Annotated in this window: 21 protein-coding genes and 3 tRNA genes; 7 read left to right on the forward strand and 17 right to left on the reverse strand. The window is 53.3% G+C overall.

Annotated elements, in window-relative coordinates:
- Window positions 1-297: 297 nt before the first annotated feature.
- From pykF to H0S68_RS10740, 6 genes are all read right to left on the reverse strand, one after another.
- Window positions 298-1,710 carry a pyruvate kinase PykF gene (pykF, locus tag H0S68_RS10715; protein ID WP_020826661.1) on the reverse strand — a complete coding sequence of 471 codons (1,413 nt, stop codon included), beginning with the start codon at window positions 1,708-1,710 and terminating at the stop codon, window positions 298-300.
- 404 nt (window positions 1,711-2,114) lie between these two features.
- A complete protein-coding gene (locus tag H0S68_RS10720; protein ID WP_020826662.1) occupies window positions 2,115-2,420 on the reverse strand; it encodes a cupin in 306 nt (101 codons plus the stop codon).
- A gap of 124 nt (window positions 2,421-2,544) precedes the next feature.
- Window positions 2,545-2,621 (reverse strand) — tRNA-Val (locus H0S68_RS10725).
- Between the two features lie 20 nt (window positions 2,622-2,641).
- Window positions 2,642-2,718 (reverse strand) — tRNA-Val (locus tag H0S68_RS10730).
- 20 nt (window positions 2,719-2,738) lie between these two features.
- Window positions 2,739-2,815 (reverse strand) — tRNA-Val (locus H0S68_RS10735).
- A gap of 189 nt (window positions 2,816-3,004) precedes the next feature.
- Window positions 3,005-4,381: an MATE family efflux transporter gene (locus H0S68_RS10740; protein WP_122079113.1), complete on the reverse strand. Its 1,377-nt coding sequence runs from the start codon at window positions 4,379-4,381 to the stop codon at window positions 3,005-3,007.
- A 242-nt stretch (window positions 4,382-4,623) separates the two neighbouring features.
- Between H0S68_RS10740 and H0S68_RS10745 the strand changes: the two genes are divergently transcribed.
- Together H0S68_RS10745 and H0S68_RS10750 are read left to right on the forward strand one after the other, a co-directional pair.
- Window positions 4,624-5,274 carry a riboflavin synthase gene (locus tag H0S68_RS10745; protein ID WP_020826664.1) on the forward strand — a complete coding sequence of 217 codons (651 nt, stop codon included), beginning with the start codon at window positions 4,624-4,626 and terminating at the stop codon, window positions 5,272-5,274.
- A gap of 29 nt (window positions 5,275-5,303) precedes the next feature.
- A complete protein-coding gene (locus tag H0S68_RS10750) occupies window positions 5,304-5,600 on the forward strand; it encodes an I78 family peptidase inhibitor (RefSeq protein ID WP_020826665.1) in 297 nt (98 codons plus the stop codon).
- A gap of 149 nt (window positions 5,601-5,749) precedes the next feature.
- On the opposite strand, the gene cfa is transcribed toward H0S68_RS10750, so the two are convergent.
- Both cfa and punC read right to left on the reverse strand, forming a co-directional pair.
- Complete coding sequence (cfa, locus tag H0S68_RS10755; protein ID WP_046373697.1) at window positions 5,750-6,901, reverse strand: cyclopropane fatty acyl phospholipid synthase; 1,152 nt, start codon at window positions 6,899-6,901, stop codon at window positions 5,750-5,752.
- Window positions 6,902-7,241: 340 nt separating this feature from the next.
- A complete protein-coding gene (gene punC, locus H0S68_RS10760; RefSeq protein WP_201895327.1) occupies window positions 7,242-8,453 on the reverse strand; it encodes a purine nucleoside transporter PunC in 1,212 nt (403 codons plus the stop codon).
- Between the two features lie 123 nt (window positions 8,454-8,576).
- On the opposite strand from punC, the gene punR reads away from it, so the two are divergent.
- Window positions 8,577-9,485: a DNA-binding transcriptional activator PunR gene (gene punR, locus H0S68_RS10765; protein ID WP_122079117.1), complete on the forward strand. Its 909-nt coding sequence runs from the start codon at window positions 8,577-8,579 to the stop codon at window positions 9,483-9,485.
- A 34-nt stretch (window positions 9,486-9,519) separates the two neighbouring features.
- Here punR and purR read toward each other — a convergent pair whose 3' ends face one another.
- The gene (purR, locus tag H0S68_RS10770) at window positions 9,520-10,545 is read right to left on the reverse strand and encodes an HTH-type transcriptional repressor PurR (protein WP_020826669.1); all 1,026 of its coding nucleotides are present in this window, start codon (window positions 10,543-10,545) and stop codon (window positions 9,520-9,522) included.
- A 323-nt stretch (window positions 10,546-10,868) separates the two neighbouring features.
- On the opposite strand from purR, the gene H0S68_RS10775 reads away from it, so the two are divergent.
- A complete protein-coding gene (locus tag H0S68_RS10775; RefSeq protein WP_020826670.1) occupies window positions 10,869-10,958 on the forward strand; it encodes a YnhF family membrane protein in 90 nt (29 codons plus the stop codon).
- A gap of 54 nt (window positions 10,959-11,012) precedes the next feature.
- On the opposite strand, the gene sodB is transcribed toward H0S68_RS10775, so the two are convergent.
- Together sodB and H0S68_RS10785 are read right to left on the reverse strand one after the other, a co-directional pair.
- The gene (gene sodB, locus H0S68_RS10780; protein WP_020826671.1) at window positions 11,013-11,591 is read right to left on the reverse strand and encodes a superoxide dismutase [Fe]; all 579 of its coding nucleotides are present in this window, start codon (window positions 11,589-11,591) and stop codon (window positions 11,013-11,015) included.
- 194 nt (window positions 11,592-11,785) lie between these two features.
- Window positions 11,786-12,604, reverse strand: coding sequence for a C40 family peptidase (locus tag H0S68_RS10785; protein ID WP_020826672.1), 819 nt, complete (start codon window positions 12,602-12,604; stop codon window positions 11,786-11,788).
- Between the two features lie 415 nt (window positions 12,605-13,019).
- Here H0S68_RS10785 and H0S68_RS10790 point away from each other — a divergent pair, with 415 nt between their 5' ends.
- The gene (locus H0S68_RS10790) at window positions 13,020-13,367 is read left to right on the forward strand and encodes a Grx4 family monothiol glutaredoxin (protein WP_020826673.1); all 348 of its coding nucleotides are present in this window, start codon (window positions 13,020-13,022) and stop codon (window positions 13,365-13,367) included.
- Window positions 13,368-13,437: 70 nt separating this feature from the next.
- Here the strand turns inward: H0S68_RS10790 and rnt are convergent, their stop codons facing one another.
- Both rnt and gloA read right to left on the reverse strand, forming a co-directional pair.
- A complete protein-coding gene (gene rnt, locus H0S68_RS10795; protein WP_020826674.1) occupies window positions 13,438-14,118 on the reverse strand; it encodes a ribonuclease T in 681 nt (226 codons plus the stop codon).
- Window positions 14,119-14,197: 79 nt separating this feature from the next.
- Window positions 14,198-14,605 (reverse strand): lactoylglutathione lyase, encoded by a 408-nt coding sequence (gene gloA, locus H0S68_RS10800; protein ID WP_041414525.1) that lies wholly within the window; start codon window positions 14,603-14,605, stop codon window positions 14,198-14,200.
- Between the two features lie 325 nt (window positions 14,606-14,930).
- On the opposite strand from gloA, the gene idi reads away from it, so the two are divergent.
- The gene (gene idi, locus H0S68_RS10805) at window positions 14,931-15,470 is read left to right on the forward strand and encodes an isopentenyl-diphosphate Delta-isomerase (protein WP_187962798.1); all 540 of its coding nucleotides are present in this window, start codon (window positions 14,931-14,933) and stop codon (window positions 15,468-15,470) included.
- A gap of 80 nt (window positions 15,471-15,550) precedes the next feature.
- On the opposite strand, the gene H0S68_RS10810 is transcribed toward idi, so the two are convergent.
- The 4 genes from H0S68_RS10810 to H0S68_RS10825 all read right to left on the reverse strand — a co-directional run bounded on the left by H0S68_RS10810 (window position 15,551) and on the right by H0S68_RS10825 (window position 19,890).
- Window positions 15,551-16,648, reverse strand: a complete 1,098-nt coding sequence (locus H0S68_RS10810; protein ID WP_410529373.1) for an alkene reductase — start codon at window positions 16,646-16,648, stop codon at window positions 15,551-15,553.
- A gap of 88 nt (window positions 16,649-16,736) precedes the next feature.
- Window positions 16,737-17,357, reverse strand: a complete 621-nt coding sequence (locus H0S68_RS10815; protein WP_020826678.1) for a TetR/AcrR family transcriptional regulator — start codon at window positions 17,355-17,357, stop codon at window positions 16,737-16,739.
- Between the two features lie 102 nt (window positions 17,358-17,459).
- Window positions 17,460-19,097, reverse strand: coding sequence for a phosphoethanolamine transferase EptA (gene eptA / locus H0S68_RS10820; protein WP_201895323.1), 1,638 nt, complete (start codon window positions 19,095-19,097; stop codon window positions 17,460-17,462).
- A 151-nt stretch (window positions 19,098-19,248) separates the two neighbouring features.
- Window positions 19,249-19,890: an NAD(P)-dependent oxidoreductase gene (locus tag H0S68_RS10825; RefSeq protein ID WP_020826680.1), complete on the reverse strand. Its 642-nt coding sequence runs from the start codon at window positions 19,888-19,890 to the stop codon at window positions 19,249-19,251.
- Window positions 19,891-20,031: 141 nt separating this feature from the next.
- Here H0S68_RS10825 and H0S68_RS10830 point away from each other — a divergent pair, with 141 nt between their 5' ends.
- Window positions 20,032-20,961, forward strand: coding sequence for a LysR substrate-binding domain-containing protein (locus H0S68_RS10830; protein WP_041414527.1), 930 nt, complete (start codon window positions 20,032-20,034; stop codon window positions 20,959-20,961).
- Window positions 20,962-20,965 lie beyond the last annotated feature (4 nt).

Below are 20,965 nucleotides of genomic sequence, written 5' to 3' on the forward strand. Positions count from 1 at the left end.
CTAGATTGAGTTAATCTCCATGTAGCGTTACAAGTATTACACAAACTTTTTTCGAAAGAGAATAATTTTTTTGTATTGGAGTGCTTTATTTTGATCGTTCGCTCAAACTTACAGCTTCTTTTGAAAAATAGTTAAAAAATGTAGGGAAAACAGCTGGATTCCATGGGACAACTCCGATTTATAATTAGCTAAATAATGAGCAATCCACGGTTGCGTTTTTGAGAAAACAGTTTACCAGTGCTAAAAAAAACGCCGCTAAGCGGCGTTTTCATCAAAATAATTATGTCACGTTTTATATTAAAGCACGTGAACCGAGGCAGTATTGGTTGTGCCGCTCGGAACCAGAGCACCGGAAACCATCACCACAACGTCGCCTTTTTGTGCCAGACCGCTGGCCAGCGCCGCTTCTTTACCGATGCGATAGAAGTCGTCGGTAGAGGCAATTTCCTTGACCATCTGTGGGATCACGCCTTTGCTCAGAATCAGCTGATGCGCGGTGACTTCATTGGTGGTCAGCGCCAGGATCACGGCGTTAGGGAAATATTTACGCACGGATTTGGCTGATTTGCCGCCGCTGGTGGCAACCACGATCAGTGGCGCATCCAGTTTCTCTGCGGTTTCAACGGCGCCACGGCATACGGCTTCGGTGATGCGGAGCTTGCGGTTGTCATTCAGGCTGTCGATACGGCTTGGCATCACGCGGTCAGTGCGCTCACAGATGGTCGCCATGATGGTAACGGCTTCAAGCGGGTACTTACCCTTGGCGCTTTCGCCTGACAGCATCACTGCGTCTGTACCGTCCAGAATGGCGTTGGCAACGTCGCCGGCTTCTGCGCGGGTAGGGCGTGGGTTCTTGATCATGGAATCGAGCATTTGGGTGGCGGTGATCACCACTTTACGTGCGCGGTTACATTTTTCGATCATCATCTTCTGCGCGAAGATCACTTCTTCTACCGGGATTTCTACGCCCAGATCGCCACGAGCGACCATGATGCCGTCAGAAGCTTCGAGGATTTCGTCGAAGTTGTTCAGGCCTTCCTGGTTTTCGATTTTGGAGATGATCTGGATCTGCTCGCCGCCGTGGGCTTTCAGGTGCTCACGAATTTCCAGCACGTCGGAACGCTTACGGATAAAGGAAGCGGCAACAAAGTCCACACCCTGTTCGCAGCCGAAGATCAGGTCGCGCTTGTCTTTTTCAGCCAATGCAGGCAACTGGATGGAAACGCCCGGCAGGTTAACGCCTTTGTTTTCGCCCAGGTCGCCACTGTTAAGCACCTTACAAACTACTTCGTTTTCGGTCACGTTGGTGACTTCCATGCCGATCAGGCCGTCGTCCACCAGTACGGTGTTGCCGATTTTCAGATCTGCGCTAAAACCGGCGTAGGTTACTGCAACGCGTTCGTTGTTGCCGATAACGCTCTGATCGGTGGTGAAAGTAAAGGTCTGGCCGGCAACCAGAGAGGCATCTTTGCCGCCTTCCAGTTTCATGGTGCGGATTTCCGGGCCTTTGGTATCCAACAGGATACCGGCGTTCTGACCGGTTTTCGCCATCACGGCGCGCATGTTCTTGATGCGGTTGCCGTGCTCTTCGTAATCGCCGTGGGAGAAGTTAAGGCGCATTACGTTCATGCCGGCGTTCAGCAGGTTGGTCAGCATTTCTTCCGATTCGGTTTTTGGACCGATGGTACAAACAATTTTGGTCTTTTTCATGACGGAGTTTTCTACAAGTTGTGATGGATAATAAAACGAATAAAACCAGCGGTCAGGCCACTGATAAGGGATTTGAGTCGTGCCTGGTGGTGCAAAACATAGTTAAGGATAGGTGACCGGAGTCGAAATGGGGCGGAAAAATTCAGCCCGCGCCGGGATGCGGGGATGCTGCGCAACGTGATGAGATGAAAATGTGTTGTTATTGCGTTTTCGCAGATCAAGGGCTGAAACCATTCAACTGAAAGACGTTGCGCATTATAAAGGCTAAGCGGCGGGAAACAAAATAAAAAACCGGTGCTAACGCTCGGATCCGGCAAATCAGCAGCAAATGTGGCGCAAATGCAAACTGACAGCTGCGGTTTGTTGCGCAAATAACCTTAGTGTAAACATGTCATTGGCCGATTTTAGCCGGATACGATAATTTCCAGCAGCGTACCGGCCGACAGGCAGAAGCAGCCGCTGGCAATGTTAGCGGGGATGGCGATAGTTTCACCGGCCACGATCACCTGGGTATCATTGCCGACGGTGAATTCAAACTCACCGGAAACCACCCGCGTCTGCAGAGCGTAAGCCCGCTTTTGCAGTTGACCGAAGGTTCCTGCGTCGAACTTTACTTCCGTGGCGCTGGTGCCGTCGCTCATTACCCCTTGCCTGCGGGTAAGGCCGGTGTCCAGTTTTTCAAACGCAGTCTCTGCGGTAAATTTCAGCATGGGATCTGTCCTGATAGGGTATTGGCCTTGATGATACCTGATGTGGTTTGCGGTAGCAGGAGCAAAGTTTTTAAAGCTTGAGGAACTGTCGGGCCGAAAGGGTGGAGCTGCGGATATTATGATTTGGTGCGTCCGAGTGGACTCGAACCACCGACCCCCACCATGTCAAGGTGGTGCTCTAACCAACTGAGCTACGGACGCACTGCACTGCTTTAGAATTTTGGTGCGTCCGAGTGGACTCGAACCACCGACCCCCACCATGTCAAGGTGGTGCTCTAACCAACTGAGCTACGGACGCACTGTACTGCTTTAGGAATTTGGTGCGTCCGAGTGGACTCGAACCACCGACCCCCACCATGTCAAGGTGGTGCTCTAACCAACTGAGCTACGGACGCATCTTTTCCTGTCTGTCATGGCTGACAGCGGGGACGAATATTAACGAGCTACCCGCGCGCTGGCAAGGAGAAAAACGTAATTTTATCCGGTATTTCACGTGATTGCTGCGCTTGTGTGCAGTGCGGCGGTTTTTTCTGCAATCTATGCTGCTGAAGCCACCGGTCGGCGTAACCGACCGGTGGTGATAGTTAGCGGGTAGAGCGCTGCAGGATCAGTGTCGCAGGCTGTTTTTGCAGCCAACGCATACGCAAGGCCATCATGATGGCGGCGAAGGTCAGTCCGATAATAAACCCAATCCAGAAGCCGCTAGGCCCCATCGCTGGGACGACAATGTCGGTCAACGCCAACAGATACCCGCTCGGCAGACCCAGCACCCAATAGGCGATAAAGGTGATGAAGAAAATCGAGCGGGTATCTTTATAGCCCCGCAGAACGCCGCTGCCAATCACCTGAATAGAATCGGAGATCTGGTAAATGGCTGCCAACAGCATCAGCTGCGACGCCATGGCCACTACCGCCGGGCTGTCATTGTACAGCAGGGCGATTTGCTCGCGGAAGGTGGCGGTAAACAGCGCGGTGCAGCAGGCCATCAGAATACCGACGCCGATAGCCGAATAAGCGGCAATCCGCGCGCCTTCGACCGATCCTTCACCCAATCGATAGCCAACGCGAATAGTCGCGCTGACGCCCAACGACATAGGCAACACGAACATCAGCGCGCTGAAGTTCAGGGCAATCTGATGCCCGGCCACCGAAACGATGCCCAATGGAGAGACCAGCAGAGCGACGACGGCGAACAGCGTGACCTCGAAGAACAGCGCCAGCGCGACCGGCAGACCGATGCCGAACAGGCGTTTTATTGCCGGCCAGTCGGGCCGCGGGCTGCTGCCTTCGTGTGGCAAAATATCGCGCTGCGACGGGGCGCGCTTCACGTACCAACGCATCGCCAGGAACATAAACCAGTAAACGCTGCCGGTCGCCACGCCGCAACCGACGCCACCCAATTCCGGCATGCCGAATTTACCGTAGATAAAGATGTAGTTGATCGGGATATTCACCAGCAGACCGAGGAAGCCAATCACCATGCCCGGCTTGGTTTTCGACAGCCCTTCGCACTGGCCGCGCAGTACCTGGAAGAACAGATAGCCCGGCGCGCCCCACATGATGGCGTGCAGATAGCCCACGGCTTTATCCGCCAATTGCGGGTCGATATTATGCATCAAGTCGATGACGAACTTGCTGTTATACAGCACGATAATCACCAGCAACGAGACTGCCCCCGCCAGCCAGAAGCCCTGACGCACCTGATGAGCAATGCGATCTCGTCGGCCCGCGCCGTTGAGCTGGGCGATGACCGGTGTCAACGCCAACAACAGGCCGTGCCCGAACAAAATGGCAGGCAGCCAAATAGAGGTACCGACGGCAACCGCCGCCATATCTGTGGCGCTGTACGCACCGGCCATAATGGTGTCTACCACACCCATTGCGGTTTGTGATATTTGCGCGATGATTACCGGGATTGCGAGGGCCAATAAACTACGCGCTTCAATGAAGTACTTCTGCACGCATACACCTTTTCTATTTATTTATGATGGAGGGGAGGGTCGTCGCGAAAGGACAACAATTAAAAATAGCGGAATTTTGTCAAAAAGATTGTACCCGCTCGGCGAGGTTAAGCAAATGCTGTGATGAAATAGTTATTAAATGCGCAGGCACAGACTTTTTGTCGCCACGGGTTTGGTTTTCCTCGCCAACTGGGGCAAACTGCCCCAAGCGCTTTAAACATTTTCAGAAAGAAGAGGCTCACATGTTCACCGGTATCGTACAAGGCACCGCGCCGCTGGTCGCCATTGATGAAAAATCCAACTTCCGTACCCACGTCATAGAAATGCCTACCGAGCTGCTGCCTGGATTGGAGCTCGGTGCGTCTGTGGCGCATAACGGCTGCTGCCTGACCGTCACGGCGGTAGAGGGTAACCGCGTCAGTTTTGATTTGATCAAAGAAACGCTGCGCCTGACCAACCTTGGTGAACTGGCGTTGGGCGATGTGGTTAACATCGAAAGGGCGGCCAAGTTTAATGATGAGATTGGCGGTCACCTGATGTCCGGCCATATTATCTGCACGGCGGAAGTTGCCAAGATTTATACCTCCGAGAATAATCGTCAGGTATGGTTACGTATGCCGAATGCGGAACTGATGAAATATGTTCTGCACAAAGGTTTTATTGGTATTGACGGAATTAGCCTGACCATCGGTGAAGTGGTGAATAACCGTTTTTGCGTGCATCTGATCCCGGAAACGCTGGAACGTACCACGCTGGGCAAAAAACGCCTGGGTGATAAGGTGAATATTGAGATCGACCCGCAAACGCAGGCGGTGGTAGACACCGTTGAACGGGTGTTGGCAAGCCGCGAAGCGGCAATGGCGGCAGCGAGCGCGCTGGCGCAGAAGATCTGACAAACGACCCACCAGAGAGGAGCAATCGCGTGAAGTTTTATGGGAAAACGTTGATGTTAACGGCGCTGCTGGCGCTGAGTGCTTGTAGCAGTTCGCCGGACCAGGGCGCGGCCAACCCGACAGTGGATGCCGATAGCGACACCTGTGGTGCGGCGCAATACCAGAATTATGTCGGTAAACCGATGTCTTCGCTGGAAGGCGTACGAATTGAGTCGCAGGTACGTGCGATTCCGTATAACTCTGCGGTCACGATGGACTTCAACCTGCGCCGCCTGAATTTCCTGGGCGACAGCGAGGATAAGATCATTCGCGTGTATTGCGGCTGATATACCCGTCGTCTTTCAAGTTGCAGCGTTGTTACCTGCACTAGCTTACCCCAGTTACTTACTCAAGTAAGCGCCTGGGGATGAGCTAGCTGGGTGCCTAGCTGCAACTCGAAATCCATAGGTTATATGTCGTTTACGCTGCGGGATAATTAGCGCGTCACGCGGATACCGCCTTCTACGCCTTTCGGGCTGAAGACGACCTGCCAGAGTTGAATGTCACGGGCGCGAAATGCTCCAGCGCAGGCGTTCAGGTAATAACTGAACATGCGTTCGAAACGATCCGAATAACGTTGGGCCAACTGCGGCCATGCCTGTTTGAATCTTTCGTACCACGCCATCAAGGTGCGATCGTAATCAGCGCCAATATTGTGCCAATCTTCCATCACAAAATGCCCTTCGCTGGCCTGGGCAATATGGGTAACCGACGGCAGGCAGCCATTCGGGAAGATATATTTGTTGATCCACGGGTCAACATTCATATCTGTCCGATTCGAACCAATGGTATGCAGCAGGAATAGGCCGTCCGGTTTTAAATTACGTTCCACCACGTTGAAGTAGGTGCGGTAATTTTTCGGACCGACGTGCTCAAACATACCGACGGAAACAATACGGTCAAATTGCAGATGCAAATCACGGTAATCCTGCAGCAGGATCTCGACATCCAGCCCGGCACAGCGCTCCTGTGCCAGCTTTTGCTGCTCGGCAGAAATGGTCACGCCCACCACCGAAACGCCATAGTTTTTCGCCGCATAGGCAGAAAGCCCGCCCCAGCCACAGCCAATATCCAGCAAATTCATACCCGGCTGCAGCTGCAGCTTTTCGCAAATCATCCGTAATTTGGCTTCCTGCGCTTCTTCCAGCGTGGTCGCCTCTTTCCAGTAGGCGCAGGAATATTGCATATAAGGGTCCAGCATCAGGGTAAAGAGATCGTTCCCCAGATCGTAATGTTCTTTGCCGACTATCCAGGCGCGTTTCTTCGATTGCAGATTGGTTAATCGCGCGGCGGCAATTCGCAGGGTATCTTTGAGGTGGCGGGGCAGTTTCTTTTCCAGACCGGCGCGGACCACGTGATGAAAGAATATATCCAGCCGTTCGCATTCCCACCAGCCGTCCATATAGCTTTCGCCCAGGCCGAGAGAACCCTCCTGCAGCACGCGTTTAAAAAAATTAGGATTTTTAACCTGAATATCGAAAGGGCGCGAGCCGTTTATTTCAATACCGGCCATGCTGAGCATTTCATGAGCGATACGGTACCATTGGTTGTCCTGGATGCTCACATCTTCTATACACGATGAACTCATAGCTTCTCCATCACCTTCTTCTGACTTATGACCCGTCAAAAAATAGCTTAGACAAATTCTGCGGGTGCATACGTTTACCTACGGTAAGAATCCCGTGGCGTCTGATATCCGACTATGAACAGAGGAAAATTTTAAGAAGGTTCCAGCGCAAGAAACGCGGGAAAGACAATCCTTAAAAAACTGTGACGCCATACGCGTACACAACAGTTGCTAGTGATAAAGAAATTATAAAAGTGTTATTTTTAAAGGTCGTTTTTGAGTATAGGCTTGCCGAGGCGCTTACTCAACTGTAAATCGCACTCGGCAAAAATATTCTTTAAGTGATTATTAATACTGGCAATTATGACGCGGAGTTAGCATGTTCCTGACGTGTCGCCTGTTGATCGTCCATTACCTTTCTCCGTTGCATCAGATAGCCCAACGCGGCCAATACCACCGTCGACACCATTACCGTGACCGTTGCCAACAGAGGCTGGGCGATAAAGGCCGAAACCAGCATGCTGGCGACAAAACACAGGCCTAATTGCAGGGTGTTTTGCAAGGCGGCAGCTTTACCGGTTCCTTCCGGGAACGGGGTCAACGCATTGGCTACCACGATAGGGTAAATGGCTCCGTTGACCAACGCCATCACGCAGAACGGAATTAACAACGTAGTGAGCGTGGGCTGAGTCAGGGTGGCAACCAGATATAATGCAACCATACTGACGCCATAAACTACCAACAGCCAAGGCAACAAGGTGTTGCCATTCATGCGGTTCAATGCGGTACGACAGCCATAGCCCCCTAATAAGAACGCCAGAGTCTGCGGCACATAGCTCAGACCGATGTCGTTCGGGCTATAACCCATATCACCAAGAATAAACGGTGAACCGGTCAGCCAGGCGAAGAAGCCGGCAGAACAGGCGGCAAAGATCATAACGTTGCCACTGAAGATGCGTGACTTTAATAGATGGAAGAAACTGAGCGCGCTTTTCTTATTGTCGTCGGAAGGCACGGTTTTGGCGCTTTCTTTCAGCAGCAGCGTCGGCAATAGCAAAAGCACGGTAATGCCCAGCAACACGGCGAAAATGGCGCGCCAGCCCATGTGATTCAGCAACCAGGCACCCACCAATGGCGCCAGCGCCGGTGAAAGGGCTACCAGCGGCATAATGGTGGCGAACACGCGGTTAGCCTTGCCTTCGCGATAGCGGTCAATTACCAAGGCCTGCCAGGTAACGGCAGCGGAGCAAACCCCAATCGCCTGGATAAAGCGCAGCGACCAAAGTTGCACGGCATTTTGTACCCACAGCATGCCAAGGCAGCCGAGGGCAAACAGCGCCAGACCGATCAGCAACACCGGTTTACGGCCGAGGCGATCGGAAAGCGGGCCCCACAGCAGTTGTGCAAAGGCAAACCCGGCCAGGAAGATGCTCAGGCTGGCGCTGATTGCCCCGGCGGAAATCTGCAGATCTTGCTGCATCATGCCGAAGGCGGGCAGGTACATATCGGTGGCCAGGTATCCCAGCATGCTCAGGCCGGCAAGGTAGAACATAAAACCAAAGGAATTTCGCATGGTATTTCTCGTTAATATTTTATCGTCGCAGGTTTTTAGCGCCGGCAAGTGTATCCGGCTGGATCTCTGCTTGTGAAACGGTAATATTTGCGAGGTGCTGTTAAAAAAATTGAAGGCAAAGCTATGTGGTCTGAATATTCCCTGGATGTCGTCGATGCGGTGGCCCGCACCGGCAGTTTCAGCGCCGCGGCGCAGGAGCTGCATCGGGTTCCGTCGGCGGTAAGTTATACGGTGCGGCAGTTGGAGCAATGGCTGGCGGTACCGCTGTTTGAGCGCCGTCATCGCGACGTGGAACTGACACCGGCGGGCGTGCTGTTTATTCAGGAAGCGCGTGGTGTCATCAAAAAAATGCTCGACACGCGCCGACAGTGCCAACAGGTCGCTAACGGCTGGCGGGGCCAATTGAAAATAGCGGTGGATATCATCGTTAAACCCCAACGCAGTCGCCAATTGGTGCTGGATTTTTACCGCCATTTCCCCGACGTCGAATTGCTGGTTCAGCCGGAGGTGTTTAATGGCGTATGGGATGCGCTGGTGGACGGTCGTGCCGATATGGCGATCGGCGCCACAAGGGCGGTGCCGGTGGGCGGCGGTTTCGCCTTTCGCGATATGGGAGATATGCGTTGGTTGTGCGTGGCCAGTCCGCATCACCCGCTGGCCGCGATAGAGGGGCTGTTGAACGACGATCAACTACGGCCCTTTCCGTCGCTGTGCCTGGAAGATACCTCGCGCAACCTGCCCAAGCGCGTGACCTGGACGTTGGACAACCAGCGACGCCTGGTGGTGCCGGACTGGGCTTCTGCGGTGGACTGCCTGTGTGCCGGGTTGTGCGTTGGTATGATGCCTGCGCATCAGGTATTGCCTTTGGTGCAGCGCGGGGAGCTGGTGGCGCTACAGTTGCAACAGCCATTTCCCGCCAGTCCTTGTTGCCTGACCTGGCAGCAAAATACGCCGTCTCCGGCTATGGCCTGGTTGCTGGATTATCTGGGAGACAGTGAAACCTTGAATCAGGAGTGGCTAAGCGAAGAATAACGCCGGAAACCGTGAGAGTTTCCGGCGCAGATAATTAGCGGCGATAATCGATGAACGGACCGTCAGCGACCGAACGGCGCTCAACCAGCTTGGGATGAACCTCAATCACCTGCGACTCTTCACGCTTGCTGATGATGCGATCCAGCAGCATGGTGAAGGCCATCTCGCCCAAACGCTCTTTGGGCTGATGAATGGTGGTCAGTGCCGGGGTAAAGTAGCGAGCGTTTCGCACGTTATCGTAGCCAATCACCGATATGTCTTGTGGTACGCGCAGGCCAAGTTCATCGGCGGCGCAGATCGCCCCCATGGCCATGATATCGCCACCGCAGAAGACTGCGGTAGGGCGTTGCTTCTGCGACAGTATCTGATGCATGGCCTTGTAACCGGACTCCGGCTCAAAGTCGCCCTGAACAATCCACTCTTCACGCACGTCGATATTGGCTTCTTCCATGGCTTTTAAAAAGCCCTGATGGCGTCCGCCACCGGTATTACGCGCCAGTTGACCCGGAATGGCCCCGATATCGCGGTGGCCGCGTTCAATCAGGTAACGCCCGGCCAGATAGCCGCCTTCAAAGGCGTTATCGATAATGGTGTCGGTAAAGTCACCGCGTGCGGCGCCCCAATCCATGACGACCATCGGGATATTGCGATAATCTTCCAGCATGCCGAGCAGTTGGTCCGGGTATTCCGAACACATGACTAACAGGCCATCGACGCGCTTTTGCGCCAACATCGCCAGATAGGCGCGTTGTTTGTCCAGATTGTTATGTGAGTTGCACAGGATCAGCGTATAGCCTTTGCTGTAGCAGCTGTTTTCCACCGCCTCGATCACTTCGGCAAAGTAGGGTGCTTCGCTCGATGTGGCCAGCAGACCAATAGATTTGGTGTGATTGACCTTAAGGCTGCGCGCCACGGCGCTGGGTGAATAGTGCAGCTCTTTGATCGCGGCGCCAACGGCCGCTTTTGTTTCTTCGGCGACGAAACGAGTCTTATTGATGACGTGCGAAACGGTGGTGGTGGAAACGCCAGCGCGTTTGGCCACATCTTTAATCGTTGCCATGTAAAGAATGACTCCTGAACTCACATGTTGCAGTATGTAAGTGTGATGTTAATCGTTTGCCTGCGTAGATCCTTCTCCAAAGAAGCGAAAACTGAGTTTTTAGTGTGTTGAAGTCGTCAGCGCTTGGTCAGGAGGGGCATTTTGCCGGTACACAGTTGTGAACTGCGAATTTTGTCCCATATTGAGCAAAAGGGGAAGAGGTAATCGGTATTATAAACTGGGAAATGATAACAAGATTTTATCGGCCAACTGTGGGAAAATGGTTTAACACATTAATTGTGTGCCTTTTACCCTTGGGAAACCCAATCTGAAAAGGAGTTGTAATGGATACCGATTTGAAAATGTCACTGTTCACCACCCTGGGTGCGCTGGCTGTGATTATCGCTTTTAGCTTCACCGCAGCATTGAACTGATACTCTTCAGTCAACCAGGCGCAGTTCGCTACGCCTGGTTGTATTTTCCCCGCGTTACGCCAGATTTTCCTCCACAAATGCCCAGTTAACCAGCGCCCAGAAGTTTTCCAGGTAGGCCGGTCGTGCGTTGCGATAATCGATGTAGTAGGCGTGTTCCCAAACGTCGACGGTCAGCAACGGTTTGTCTTCACCAGTCAACGGCGTGGCCGCATTCGACGTATTAACAATCGCCAGCGAGCCATCCGGCTTTTTCACTAACCAGGTCCAGCCTGCGCCAAAGTTTTTCACCGCGGCGTCGCTGAATTGTTCCCGGAAGGCGGTAAAAGAACCAAAAGCCTGGTTGATCGCGGCAGCCAATTTGCCCTGAGGTTCCCCACCGCCCTGAGGTGACAGGCAGTGCCAATAGAAGGTGTGATTCCATACCTGAGCTGCATTGTTGAAGATGCCGCCGCTGGAAGCCTTGATGATTGCTTCAAGGGATAATCCTTCAAACTCGCTGCCTTTCAGCAAATTGTTCAGGTTGACCACATAGGCGTTGTGATGCTTGCCGTAGTGGTATTCCAGGGTTTCTGCCGAAATGTGCGGTTCGAGGGCATTTTTTTCATAAGGTAGTGCGGGCAGTTCAAACGACATTGCTTCCTCCTTGTACAGTGTCAACTCGCCGCTAAAGCAACGGACCTTAAATTGACCTGTTTTTATTGTGGATATTTAGCTTAGCAATTTTCGCGATGAAATACAGTGGGGGCGGGCTAAAGGATTGGGTGCTTTAGGAACAGCAGGAAAATCAGTCAGGGGAGAGCGGCTGGGCAAGCCAGCCGCCAAAGAAATTATCGAATGGTTTTCGGTGTTACTACACGGCGGGCGCCGATGTAATGGTTTTGCCAGTAGTCATTGTCGAGTTGGCTGATCCGAATTTCTTCACCGGTACGCGGTGACTGAATAAATTTGCCGTTGCCCAGATAAACGCCAACATGGTCTGCCACGCCGCGGTTATTAATGCGGAAGAACACCAGGTCACCGCTTTCCAGTTCGCTTCTCTTGATCGGCGCGGCGTCTCGCAGGTGATACATTTCGTTGGCGGTGCGCGGCATTTTGATTTTCACCACGTCTTTATACGCGTAGTAAATCAGGCCGCTGCAGTCGAAACCGGTTCTTGGTGAAGTACCGCCCCAGCGGTAAGGCTTGCCCATTTGGTCCATCAGCTTGGCCATCGCGGTTTGCTTGGCGTGCTGATAGCGTTTTTTGTGCGCTGGAGTCAGCTTCAACGGTTTATCATCACGCACCAGTTTCGCGGTGGCCATCCCGGCTTCGCGGTGGCGACCATAACCTTTTTTGTAACCCTTTTTCGGCGGGGTAACTTTGATTTTGGCTATTTTCTGAGTTTTGCCTTTCGATTTGGCGCTGACGATCTTTTTAGCGGTTTTTTCCGTTTTGGCTTTGGAAACCTTGGCGGTTTTCTGCGGGGTGGTGGTTTTTGCTTTTTTGCTGGCTTTTACCGCTTTCTTTTTCTTGCGGTCATCTGGCCGGGCTTCGTTGACATGGCTTTTGCGTTGCTCGGCGGCAATACGCGCCTGTGGCGCAGCATGCGCCAGATTGAAGAATAGCTGTGTAAACAACAGCACAAAAAGCGTAAGAATTAAACGCATGTCGACGTTACCAACCTTGGCCCCGGAACAGATATCGAAAGAAGGACAGTATTCCCGAATTTCGCCATATAAAACAGCGAAGAACTCATAAATGATAATCCATATTGTGAGAAAACGTTAATGGCATTTTTTTTGCTGAAAAATCAATCCGTTGATGTATAAAAAAGCGACAATCACCGTCGGCGGGATTATTTAACGGCGCATTTTGATGGCAAAATATATTAGTGAAATGGCCAGATTAAAAATGTTATTCTGCGCATATGTTTTGACCGGAAAGGCTTTGCCGGTAAGACGCGACTGACTACGGGGAAATGCCCTTGCAAAAGATGGCGTTTTCTTGCGACTGTTCCAGCCGCTACAATGGCCGGTGTGATGCATGTTGTAGCCATAAGACTTGGCTTGAGGAAGCAATACAATGACGACGACGATTGAAAAAATTCAGCACCAGATCGCTGAGAACCCGATTCTGCTGTACATGAAAGGTTCACCGAAATTGCCAAACTGCGGTTTCTCTGCGCAAGCCGTGCAGGCGCTGTCTGCCTGTGGCGAACGCTTTGCCTACGTTGATATTCTGCAGAACCCGGACATCCGTGCCGAGTTGCCGAAATATGCCAACTGGCCGACTTTCCCACAGCTGTGGGTCGACGGTGAGCTGGTAGGCGGCTGCGATATCATCATCGAAATGTATCAGCGCGGCGAACTGCAGCAGCTGATCAAAGAAACGGCAGAGAAGTACAAACAGCAGGAAGACCAGCAGCCATAATCGGCTCGGTTTTATTGTTGGGATACATCGGGCGGCACCAGTGAAGACTGGGCCGCCCGATTTTTTTGTCTTAGTCGGTGTTTTCAACCGCCAGTGGCCAGCCACCCAAGCGTTTCCAACGGTTAACCAGTTCACAGAACAGCAACGCGGTTTGCTCGGTGTCATACAGGGCAGAATGTGCCTGGGAACTGTCGAACGGGATATTGGCGGCGATGCAGGCTTTGGCCAACACCGTCTGCCCCAGTACCAGCCCACTCAGCGCCGCAGTATCAAAGGTGGCGAATGGATGGAAGGGGTTACGTTTCAGGCTGGCGCGCTCTGCGGCGGCCATCAGGAAGCTGTGATCAAAATTGGCATTGTGCGCCACAATGATTGCCCGGTTGCAGCCACGATCCTTAATGCCCTTGCGCACGGCTTTAAAAATAGCGTGCAACGCATCGTGCTCACTGACCGCACCGCGCAATGGGTTACTTGGGTCTATGCCGTTAAAGGCCAGCGCTTCCGGCTGCAGGTTGGCACCTTCAAAAGGCTCCACGTGGAAGTGCAGGGTCTCGTCCTGCTGCAACCAGCCGTTTTCATCCATTTTTAACGTAACGGCGGCAATTTCCAGCAGTGCGTCGGTTTTGGCATTAAATCCGGCAGTTTCTATGTCTATGACTACGGGGTAAAACCCACGAAAACGGCCACTCAGGGCGTTAAGATCACTTTTTTCGGCCATCAGTTTCTTATCTTCATCGAATGCAGCGCGCATTATGGCAAATTTTGCGCCCGGTTGCAGGCGGTTATCACGCAGATAAAAATAAGGGCGCAGGAAGCGCCCTTAATCGACCTCAGTGGCCCAGACCATGCCCAGCATGTTTGTTCTCGATCAGTTCGATCTTGTAACCGTCCGGGTCTTCAACGAAGGCAATCACCGTGGTGCCACCTTTAACCGGGCCGGCTTCGCGAGTAACCTTGCCGCCGGCGTTACGGATGCTGTCACAGGTTGCAGCGACATCGTCGACGCCCAGCGCCAAATGGCCAAACGCGCTGCCCATTTCGTAGCTGTCGGTGCCCCAGTTATAGGTCAGTTCAATCACCGCACCTTCGCTTTCATCGGTATAGCCTACAAACGCCAGCGAGTATTTGTATTCCGGGTTCTCGCTGGTACGCAGCAAGCGCATGCCTAATACCTTGGTATAAAAGTCGATGGAACGTTGCAGGTCACCGACGCGGATCATGGTATGGAGTAAGCGCATAATTCCTCTGATTGGATGTGCCGTTGCCAATGGCGGATGGATTGAAGCGAAATTCAGTATAGCGTTGCCGCATAAGGGATTTCAATGTATGCCGGGGCGGGAGTGGCAGAGTTTCGGTGACATTGTCACCTTATCAATAGCAATCGCACAGTATGTGCCCTATGGTTGATGGAAATAGGTACTATACCCCTCGCAAGGAACAGCAGGGTCGGATAGCGATCCAGACTCAGGGTGAATGGCCTCAATTTATACATTTGGATCTGGTTAATATGCTTTTTTGTTTTTACCCGTGTGGAATGATGGCTACTGCCGAAGGAGATCATTAATGGACGAAATGCTGATTCTGGTGGACGCCGAAGATAATTCCGTGGGGTCGCAAACCAAAACGCTTGTGCACCAGCAGGGATTACTGCACCGGGCGTTTTCAATTTTTATATTTAATAGCCAGGGCAGACTGCTGCTGCAACAGCGGGCTTACGGTAAATACCATTCTGCCGGGTTGTGGACCAACACGTGCTGTGGTCACCCGCGCTGGGGAGAGGCAACGCAGGCAGCCGCACAGCGGCGGTTGCAGGAAGAGATGGGCTTTTGCACTGAGCTACTGCAGGTATCGAGTTTTACCTACCGCGCGGAAGTGCCAGGCGATTTAATTGAGCACGAATTCGATCATATTTACGTGGGCTTGTTTGACGGTGAACCGCAAGAGGATCCCGAAGAGGCCCACAGCTGGTTGTGGGTCGATATTCGGCAATTAGCCCAGGAGATAAAAAACGATCCTGATAAATTTACCGTTTGGTTCCGCACCATAATGAACAATATCGACGCCGCTGAGATCGAACGTTGGGGAAAGCTGGGTCTTCGTTAAATTGCCCCTGAACCGAAAAATGACAAAAGCCCGCCGGCATTCGCATACCGACGGGCTTTCTTATCTGGTATTCCGCGTTATTACAGCGTCGGGTAGTCAGTATAACCTTCTGCACCGCCGCCATAGAAGGTGGCAGGCTGCGGCTCGTTCAACGCAGCATTCTGCTTGAAGCGCTCTACCAGATCCGGGTTGGCGATATAGCTGCGGCCGAAGGCCACCGCATCGATAAAGCCTTTATTGATCAGCTCTTCTGCTTTCTCGGCGGTATAAGCACCGGCACCGACGATGACGCCTTTAAAGTGGGCGCGTACCGAGTCACGGAAGGCGTCGGAATAAGGCTTGCCGCCGGCCCAGTCGGGTTCGGAAATGTGCAGATAAGCGATATTGCGCTTGTTCAGCTTTTCCACCAGATACAGCGCCGCTTCTTCCTGATCTTCCCCGTTATCCAGGCCGTTGAACGGACCCAGCGGTGAAATACGGATGCCAATGTGTTCTGAACCCCATTCGGCGATGCTCGCGTCAACCACTTCCAACGTCAGGCGAGTGCGGTTTTCGATGCTGCCGCCGTATTGGTCGGTACGTTGGTTAGACGCTGGCGACATAAACTGGTGCAGCAGATAGCCGTGCGCTGCATGCAGCTCGATAAAATCAAAGCCGGCTTCACGCGCGTTGGCGGTGGCCTGACGGAAATCGTTGATGATCCCTGGGATCTCGTCGGTTTCCAGCGCTCGTGGGGTAGAGGTCGGCACTCGTACCCAGGCGCCGGTTTCGTCACGCACGGTGGTGCGGGTGTCGGCATTGATCGCAGAAGGGGCCACCGGTGCCTGCTGGCCCGGTTGCAGGCTGTTGTGGGAAATACGGCCCACGTGCCACAGTTGAACGGCGATATGGCCATTCTTATCGTGTACAGCCTGGGTGATTTTTTTCCACGCGGCGATCTGCTCTGGAGTGTGCAGCCCCGGAGCGCCGGCATAGCCTTTCGCCTGGAAAGAAATCTGAGTGGCTTCAGTGACGATCAGGCCGGCACTGGCGCGTTGAGCATAATATTCGCCCATTAACGGAGTAGGGATATCGCCGGGCTCAATGCTGCGCAGCCGCGTCAGTGGGGCCATAAACACGCGGTTTGGCAGGGTGACAGCGCCAACCTTCAACGGGGAGAACAACTTTTCAATCTTCATAGTGCATCCTATATTAATAGACCGGTCGACTAGTAATGTAATAAAACTGCCCCACAGGGCAAGTTTCGATAAAGCCAGGGTGTTTCGTTTAAGGTTGCGGCGGACGCAACAGCAATTCAATACTTTCCAGCGCGCTGGTCAACGGCGCGACCGAGCGGCGGATTTTGGCACGCAGCGAAGCGCCAAGCCACAGTGAATACAGCGTTTCTGCCGTTGCTGCCGGGCTCATGGCAATCGACAAGGCGCCTTCGCGGATACCGCGTTCAATCGCGTCCTGCAGGTGAGCAATCACCCGGGCGGTTCCCGTTTCCAATGCATGACGCATCGGTTCTGACAGATCACTCACCTCGGCGGAAAGCTTCACCGCCAGACAGGCATTGTGGCATTCGCTGCGGCAGTGATAGCTGATTGCCTGGGCGTAATAGCTCAGCAACTGGTGGCGCGCATCGCTTTTATCGTCGGCAAACAGCTGTTTCATTTGCCCATCATAATGCTCGAAATAACGTTGCAGCATCGCTTCACCAAAGGCTTCTTTCGAACGGAAGTAGTGGTAGAACGAGCCTTTCGGCACCCCGGCCGTATTCAGCAGTTCACTCAGCCCCATGCCGGTAAAACCAAGGCGCAGGCTTAGCGTCTCGCCGGTAGCGAGCAAATGTTCACGGGTGTCTGTCGGGCAATGCGCATGTTTAGTCATAATGGCTGTCAGCATAATAGACCAATCGGTCTAGGTCAATAGCAATAAAAAACCGGCGTAAGAACGCCGGTTGCGATGAGCGGTATTTTGCCCGAGCGGGATGAAGATGTTAAGCGGTTATGAACCGCTGCGGCAGCGTTGCAGAATATCCAACTGCGATTGATACTCGCGAGTTTGCACGTTCATCATGCCGAGCAGGGTATGGAACAGGTTGTCTTGCGAGACTTCGTCCTTTTCCGCCATATTGTTCAGACACTGGCGATCGATCTTGAAGTTGCGCTCATAGTCTGCAGACATCCACATCAGGAAGGGAACGTGGGTCTGCTGGCTTGGAGCGAAGACATAGGGCGTACCGTGCAGGTACATGCCGTTTTCACCCAATGATTCACCGTGGTCGGAAAGGTACACCAGCGCCGTGTTGAATTTCCCGCTGTACTGCTGCAGCAGTTTTATGGTGTCGTCCAGCATGGCGTCGGTATAAAGCAGCGAATTGTCATAGGTATTAACCAACTGCTCGTGGGTGCAATCCTGGATCTGATTGCTGTCGCAGGTCGGCGAGAACTTCTGGAACTCTGGCGTACTGCGGCGGTAATAGGCCGGCCCGTGGCTGCCCATCTGATGCAGTACGATCACACCGTCGTCTTTCAGGCTGTTGATGTAGTCGTTCAGTTTGTACAGCAATACATTATCCATGCACACATCGCCGTCGCAATCCTGCGGCAGTTTCAACTTGGTCATGTCTACGTGCGGTACGCGATCGCAGGCGCCTTTGCAGCCGCCGTCATTTTCACGCCACAGCACGTTAACACCGGCATGAGCCAGTACGTCTAGTACACCTTCCTGATGCGTAGCCAGAGTCGCATCGTAATCCTTGCGCGGCATGTTGGAGAACATGCAGGGGACGGATATGGCGGTTTCAGTGCCACACGAGCTGGCGTTTTTAAAATAGGTCACATTGTCTTGTTTCAGGCGCGGGTTGGTTTCGCGGCCGTAGCCCCCGAGCGAGAAATTCTCGGCGCGCGCCGTTTCCCCCACCACCAGGATCACCAGGGTTTTCTTTTGCTGTGAGGCTATCAGCGGCCCTTTGCGCGCATCTTCACCAATTTTCACCAGCGGCAGGTTACGGGTGAAGTAGCGTTGCTGGGTAAACTTGATGGTGCCGGCGACGAAGTTAGAAGGCGTCAGCATTTTCACTACGCTTTTGTTATTGCGGATCAGCGAAGCGTAGTCCTTATAAAACAGCGCGGCGATAATCAGGATCACCACCACGGAAAGCATCACGTTGGCGGCTCGCAGCCCGGCCATGTACCACCAGGGGCGAGTTTTTCGGATATCGGTAAAGCAGACCGCCACCGCCGGAAGAATACCGAGCAACACCAGCCACAGCCCCATGCGGGGTGTCAGCAGGGCCGTGGCCTCCTGCGGATTGGTCTCGAAGGCGTTCTGCATCATATTGCCGTCGATGACCACGCCATAGCTGAACATAAAGTAGTTGGCGGCCGCGCTGCCGAGCAGGAAGAAAATCATCAGCGGTTTACGCAGGAAGGGCACGGTCAGCACGCTGAAAATGATATTCAACGCGCAAAAAATCACTACCGGCATGGTGGCGGCGAAAATAACGCTGTGGACGTTATCGAAGCTGATATACGACCAGGCCTTATGAAGGAATAACGCATTCTGGAACAGAGTGAAGAACAAGGCGCTGGCGAGGATAAAACCCAGGCTGTTGCACTGTAAGCGTTGACGTAACCACATTGCCAAATCTAAGTCCTGCTATTAAGTAATGCGCTGAAATTTACAGGATGAAACTTAAGAAAACCTTAGAGATTCAGAATGGTGGCGAAGTCGTTTAGTTTTGGTTTAGAAAAAAGGTCGCCAGACCGGGGAATGGTCTGGCGATGCGATATCAGTAAGCGGCGGTAAATTGCGCTTTGATAAACTGCGGTTTTTCAATTTCGTCGATGATGGCGACCGACAGATCTTCCACCGAGATACCGGCTGGCGCCTGGCCATTCATCAACAGTTTGGTGGTGCCAAGGCGGAACTGGCCGGTGCGCTTGCCAGGTTCCAACAGGGCAGCTGGCGACAAATAGGTCCAGTCGAGCGAAGTCTCGTTACGCAGTTTGTTGCGTAAATCGCGTACCGCTTGTGCGCCTGGACGGATATTTTCCGGGAATTCCGGCGTGTCCACCAATTCAACGCCCGGCGCGACTTCCAGACTGCCGGCACCGCCCACCACCAGCAGGCGTTTAACGCCGGCTTTTTTAACAGCGTCCAGGATCTGCTGTGCGCCGCGGCTGGTTTTTTCGTAAAGGTTGTCTTCCGCCCAGCCTGGGTTATAGGCGCTGATCACCGCATCCTGACCGGCCAGCTGTTTCGCCAGCCATTCGGTGTCGGCGACGTCGCCGAGCGCTATGCTCAGGTTGGCGTTTTCCGGCAGGTCTTTTTGCTGACGAGCAATCGCCGTGACTTGCAGTCCACGTGCCAGAGCTTCATCCAGCACGCGGCGGCCTACAAAACCTGTTGCTCCAATAATGGCTACTTTCATCTTTATGCTCCTGTCAGTAAAGGGGTCAGTATTAACTTTCTGCTCAGATTGACCCGAGCGGGTATAGATAATGTAGTACTTAACAATGATGTTGATTAGTGCCATATTCATGCTTTCTTGATTAAGTAAAACTTCATAATCATGGATAAACTGAATCGAATGGCGGTATTCGCCACCGTGGTGGCCGAAGGATCGCTAGCCGGAGCCGCCCGGCGACTGGGAATGACGCCGTCAGCGGTCAGCCAGCACCTGCGCTCACTGGAAAAAACGCTTGGCGTGCCCTTGTTGCACCGTTCTACACGCCGCCTGGCGCTCACCGAAGCGGGGGCGGCGTTCTATCCCGGTTGTGAGGCGATGTTGTTTCAGGCACAGCAGGCGGAACAGCGTCTGGCGGAACTGCGCGATACCCTGGTGGGAGAGTTGCGCATCGCGACGACCATCGGTATCGGTGGTCGCCCGTTAGCGGAGGCGATGGCGCCGTTGTTGCAGGCGCATCCCAAGCTGACGCTGAAGGTGCTGGCTGACGACCGGATTGTCGATATGATTGATCAACGTATCGATATTGCGCTGCGAGTTAATCGTCAACTGGCGGACGCCAATATGATTGCCCACCCGCTGGCCGAATGGCCGATGGTGCTGTGTGCCGCTCCTCGCTATCTCAGCCAGCATGGCGTGCCGGAGACGCCACAAGACCTGGTGCAACACCGATGGATCACCGGGGCTTTCAGCGGTGCGCATCTCGATTTGCATCACCAGAGCGGCCAGCAGCTTAAATTGCGTCTGGCGGAAGGGCAGATTGTCAGCGACAGCATGACCGTCATGCGCGCCTTCACCCGCAATGGTTTGGGGATCTCGATTCAACCCCTGTATGAAATAGAAGATGAGCTGCAACGCGGTGAGTTAATCCAACTGATGCCTGAATGGCGGCCGACACCGTTACGGCTGCATGCGATGACGCTCGAGCGGGCGATGCCGGAGAAAAATCGCCAGGCGCTGCGTTACTTGCGCGACTATTTTCGCCGCCACACCGAAAAGTCACTTGCCAGCGGCGCCGATGGCGTCTTCAATTAGCAAG

Origin of the sequence: Serratia sp. AXJ-M, assembly GCF_046531865.1 — a bacterium.
In the GTDB taxonomy this organism is placed as follows: domain Bacteria; phylum Pseudomonadota; class Gammaproteobacteria; order Enterobacterales; family Enterobacteriaceae; genus Serratia; species Serratia liquefaciens.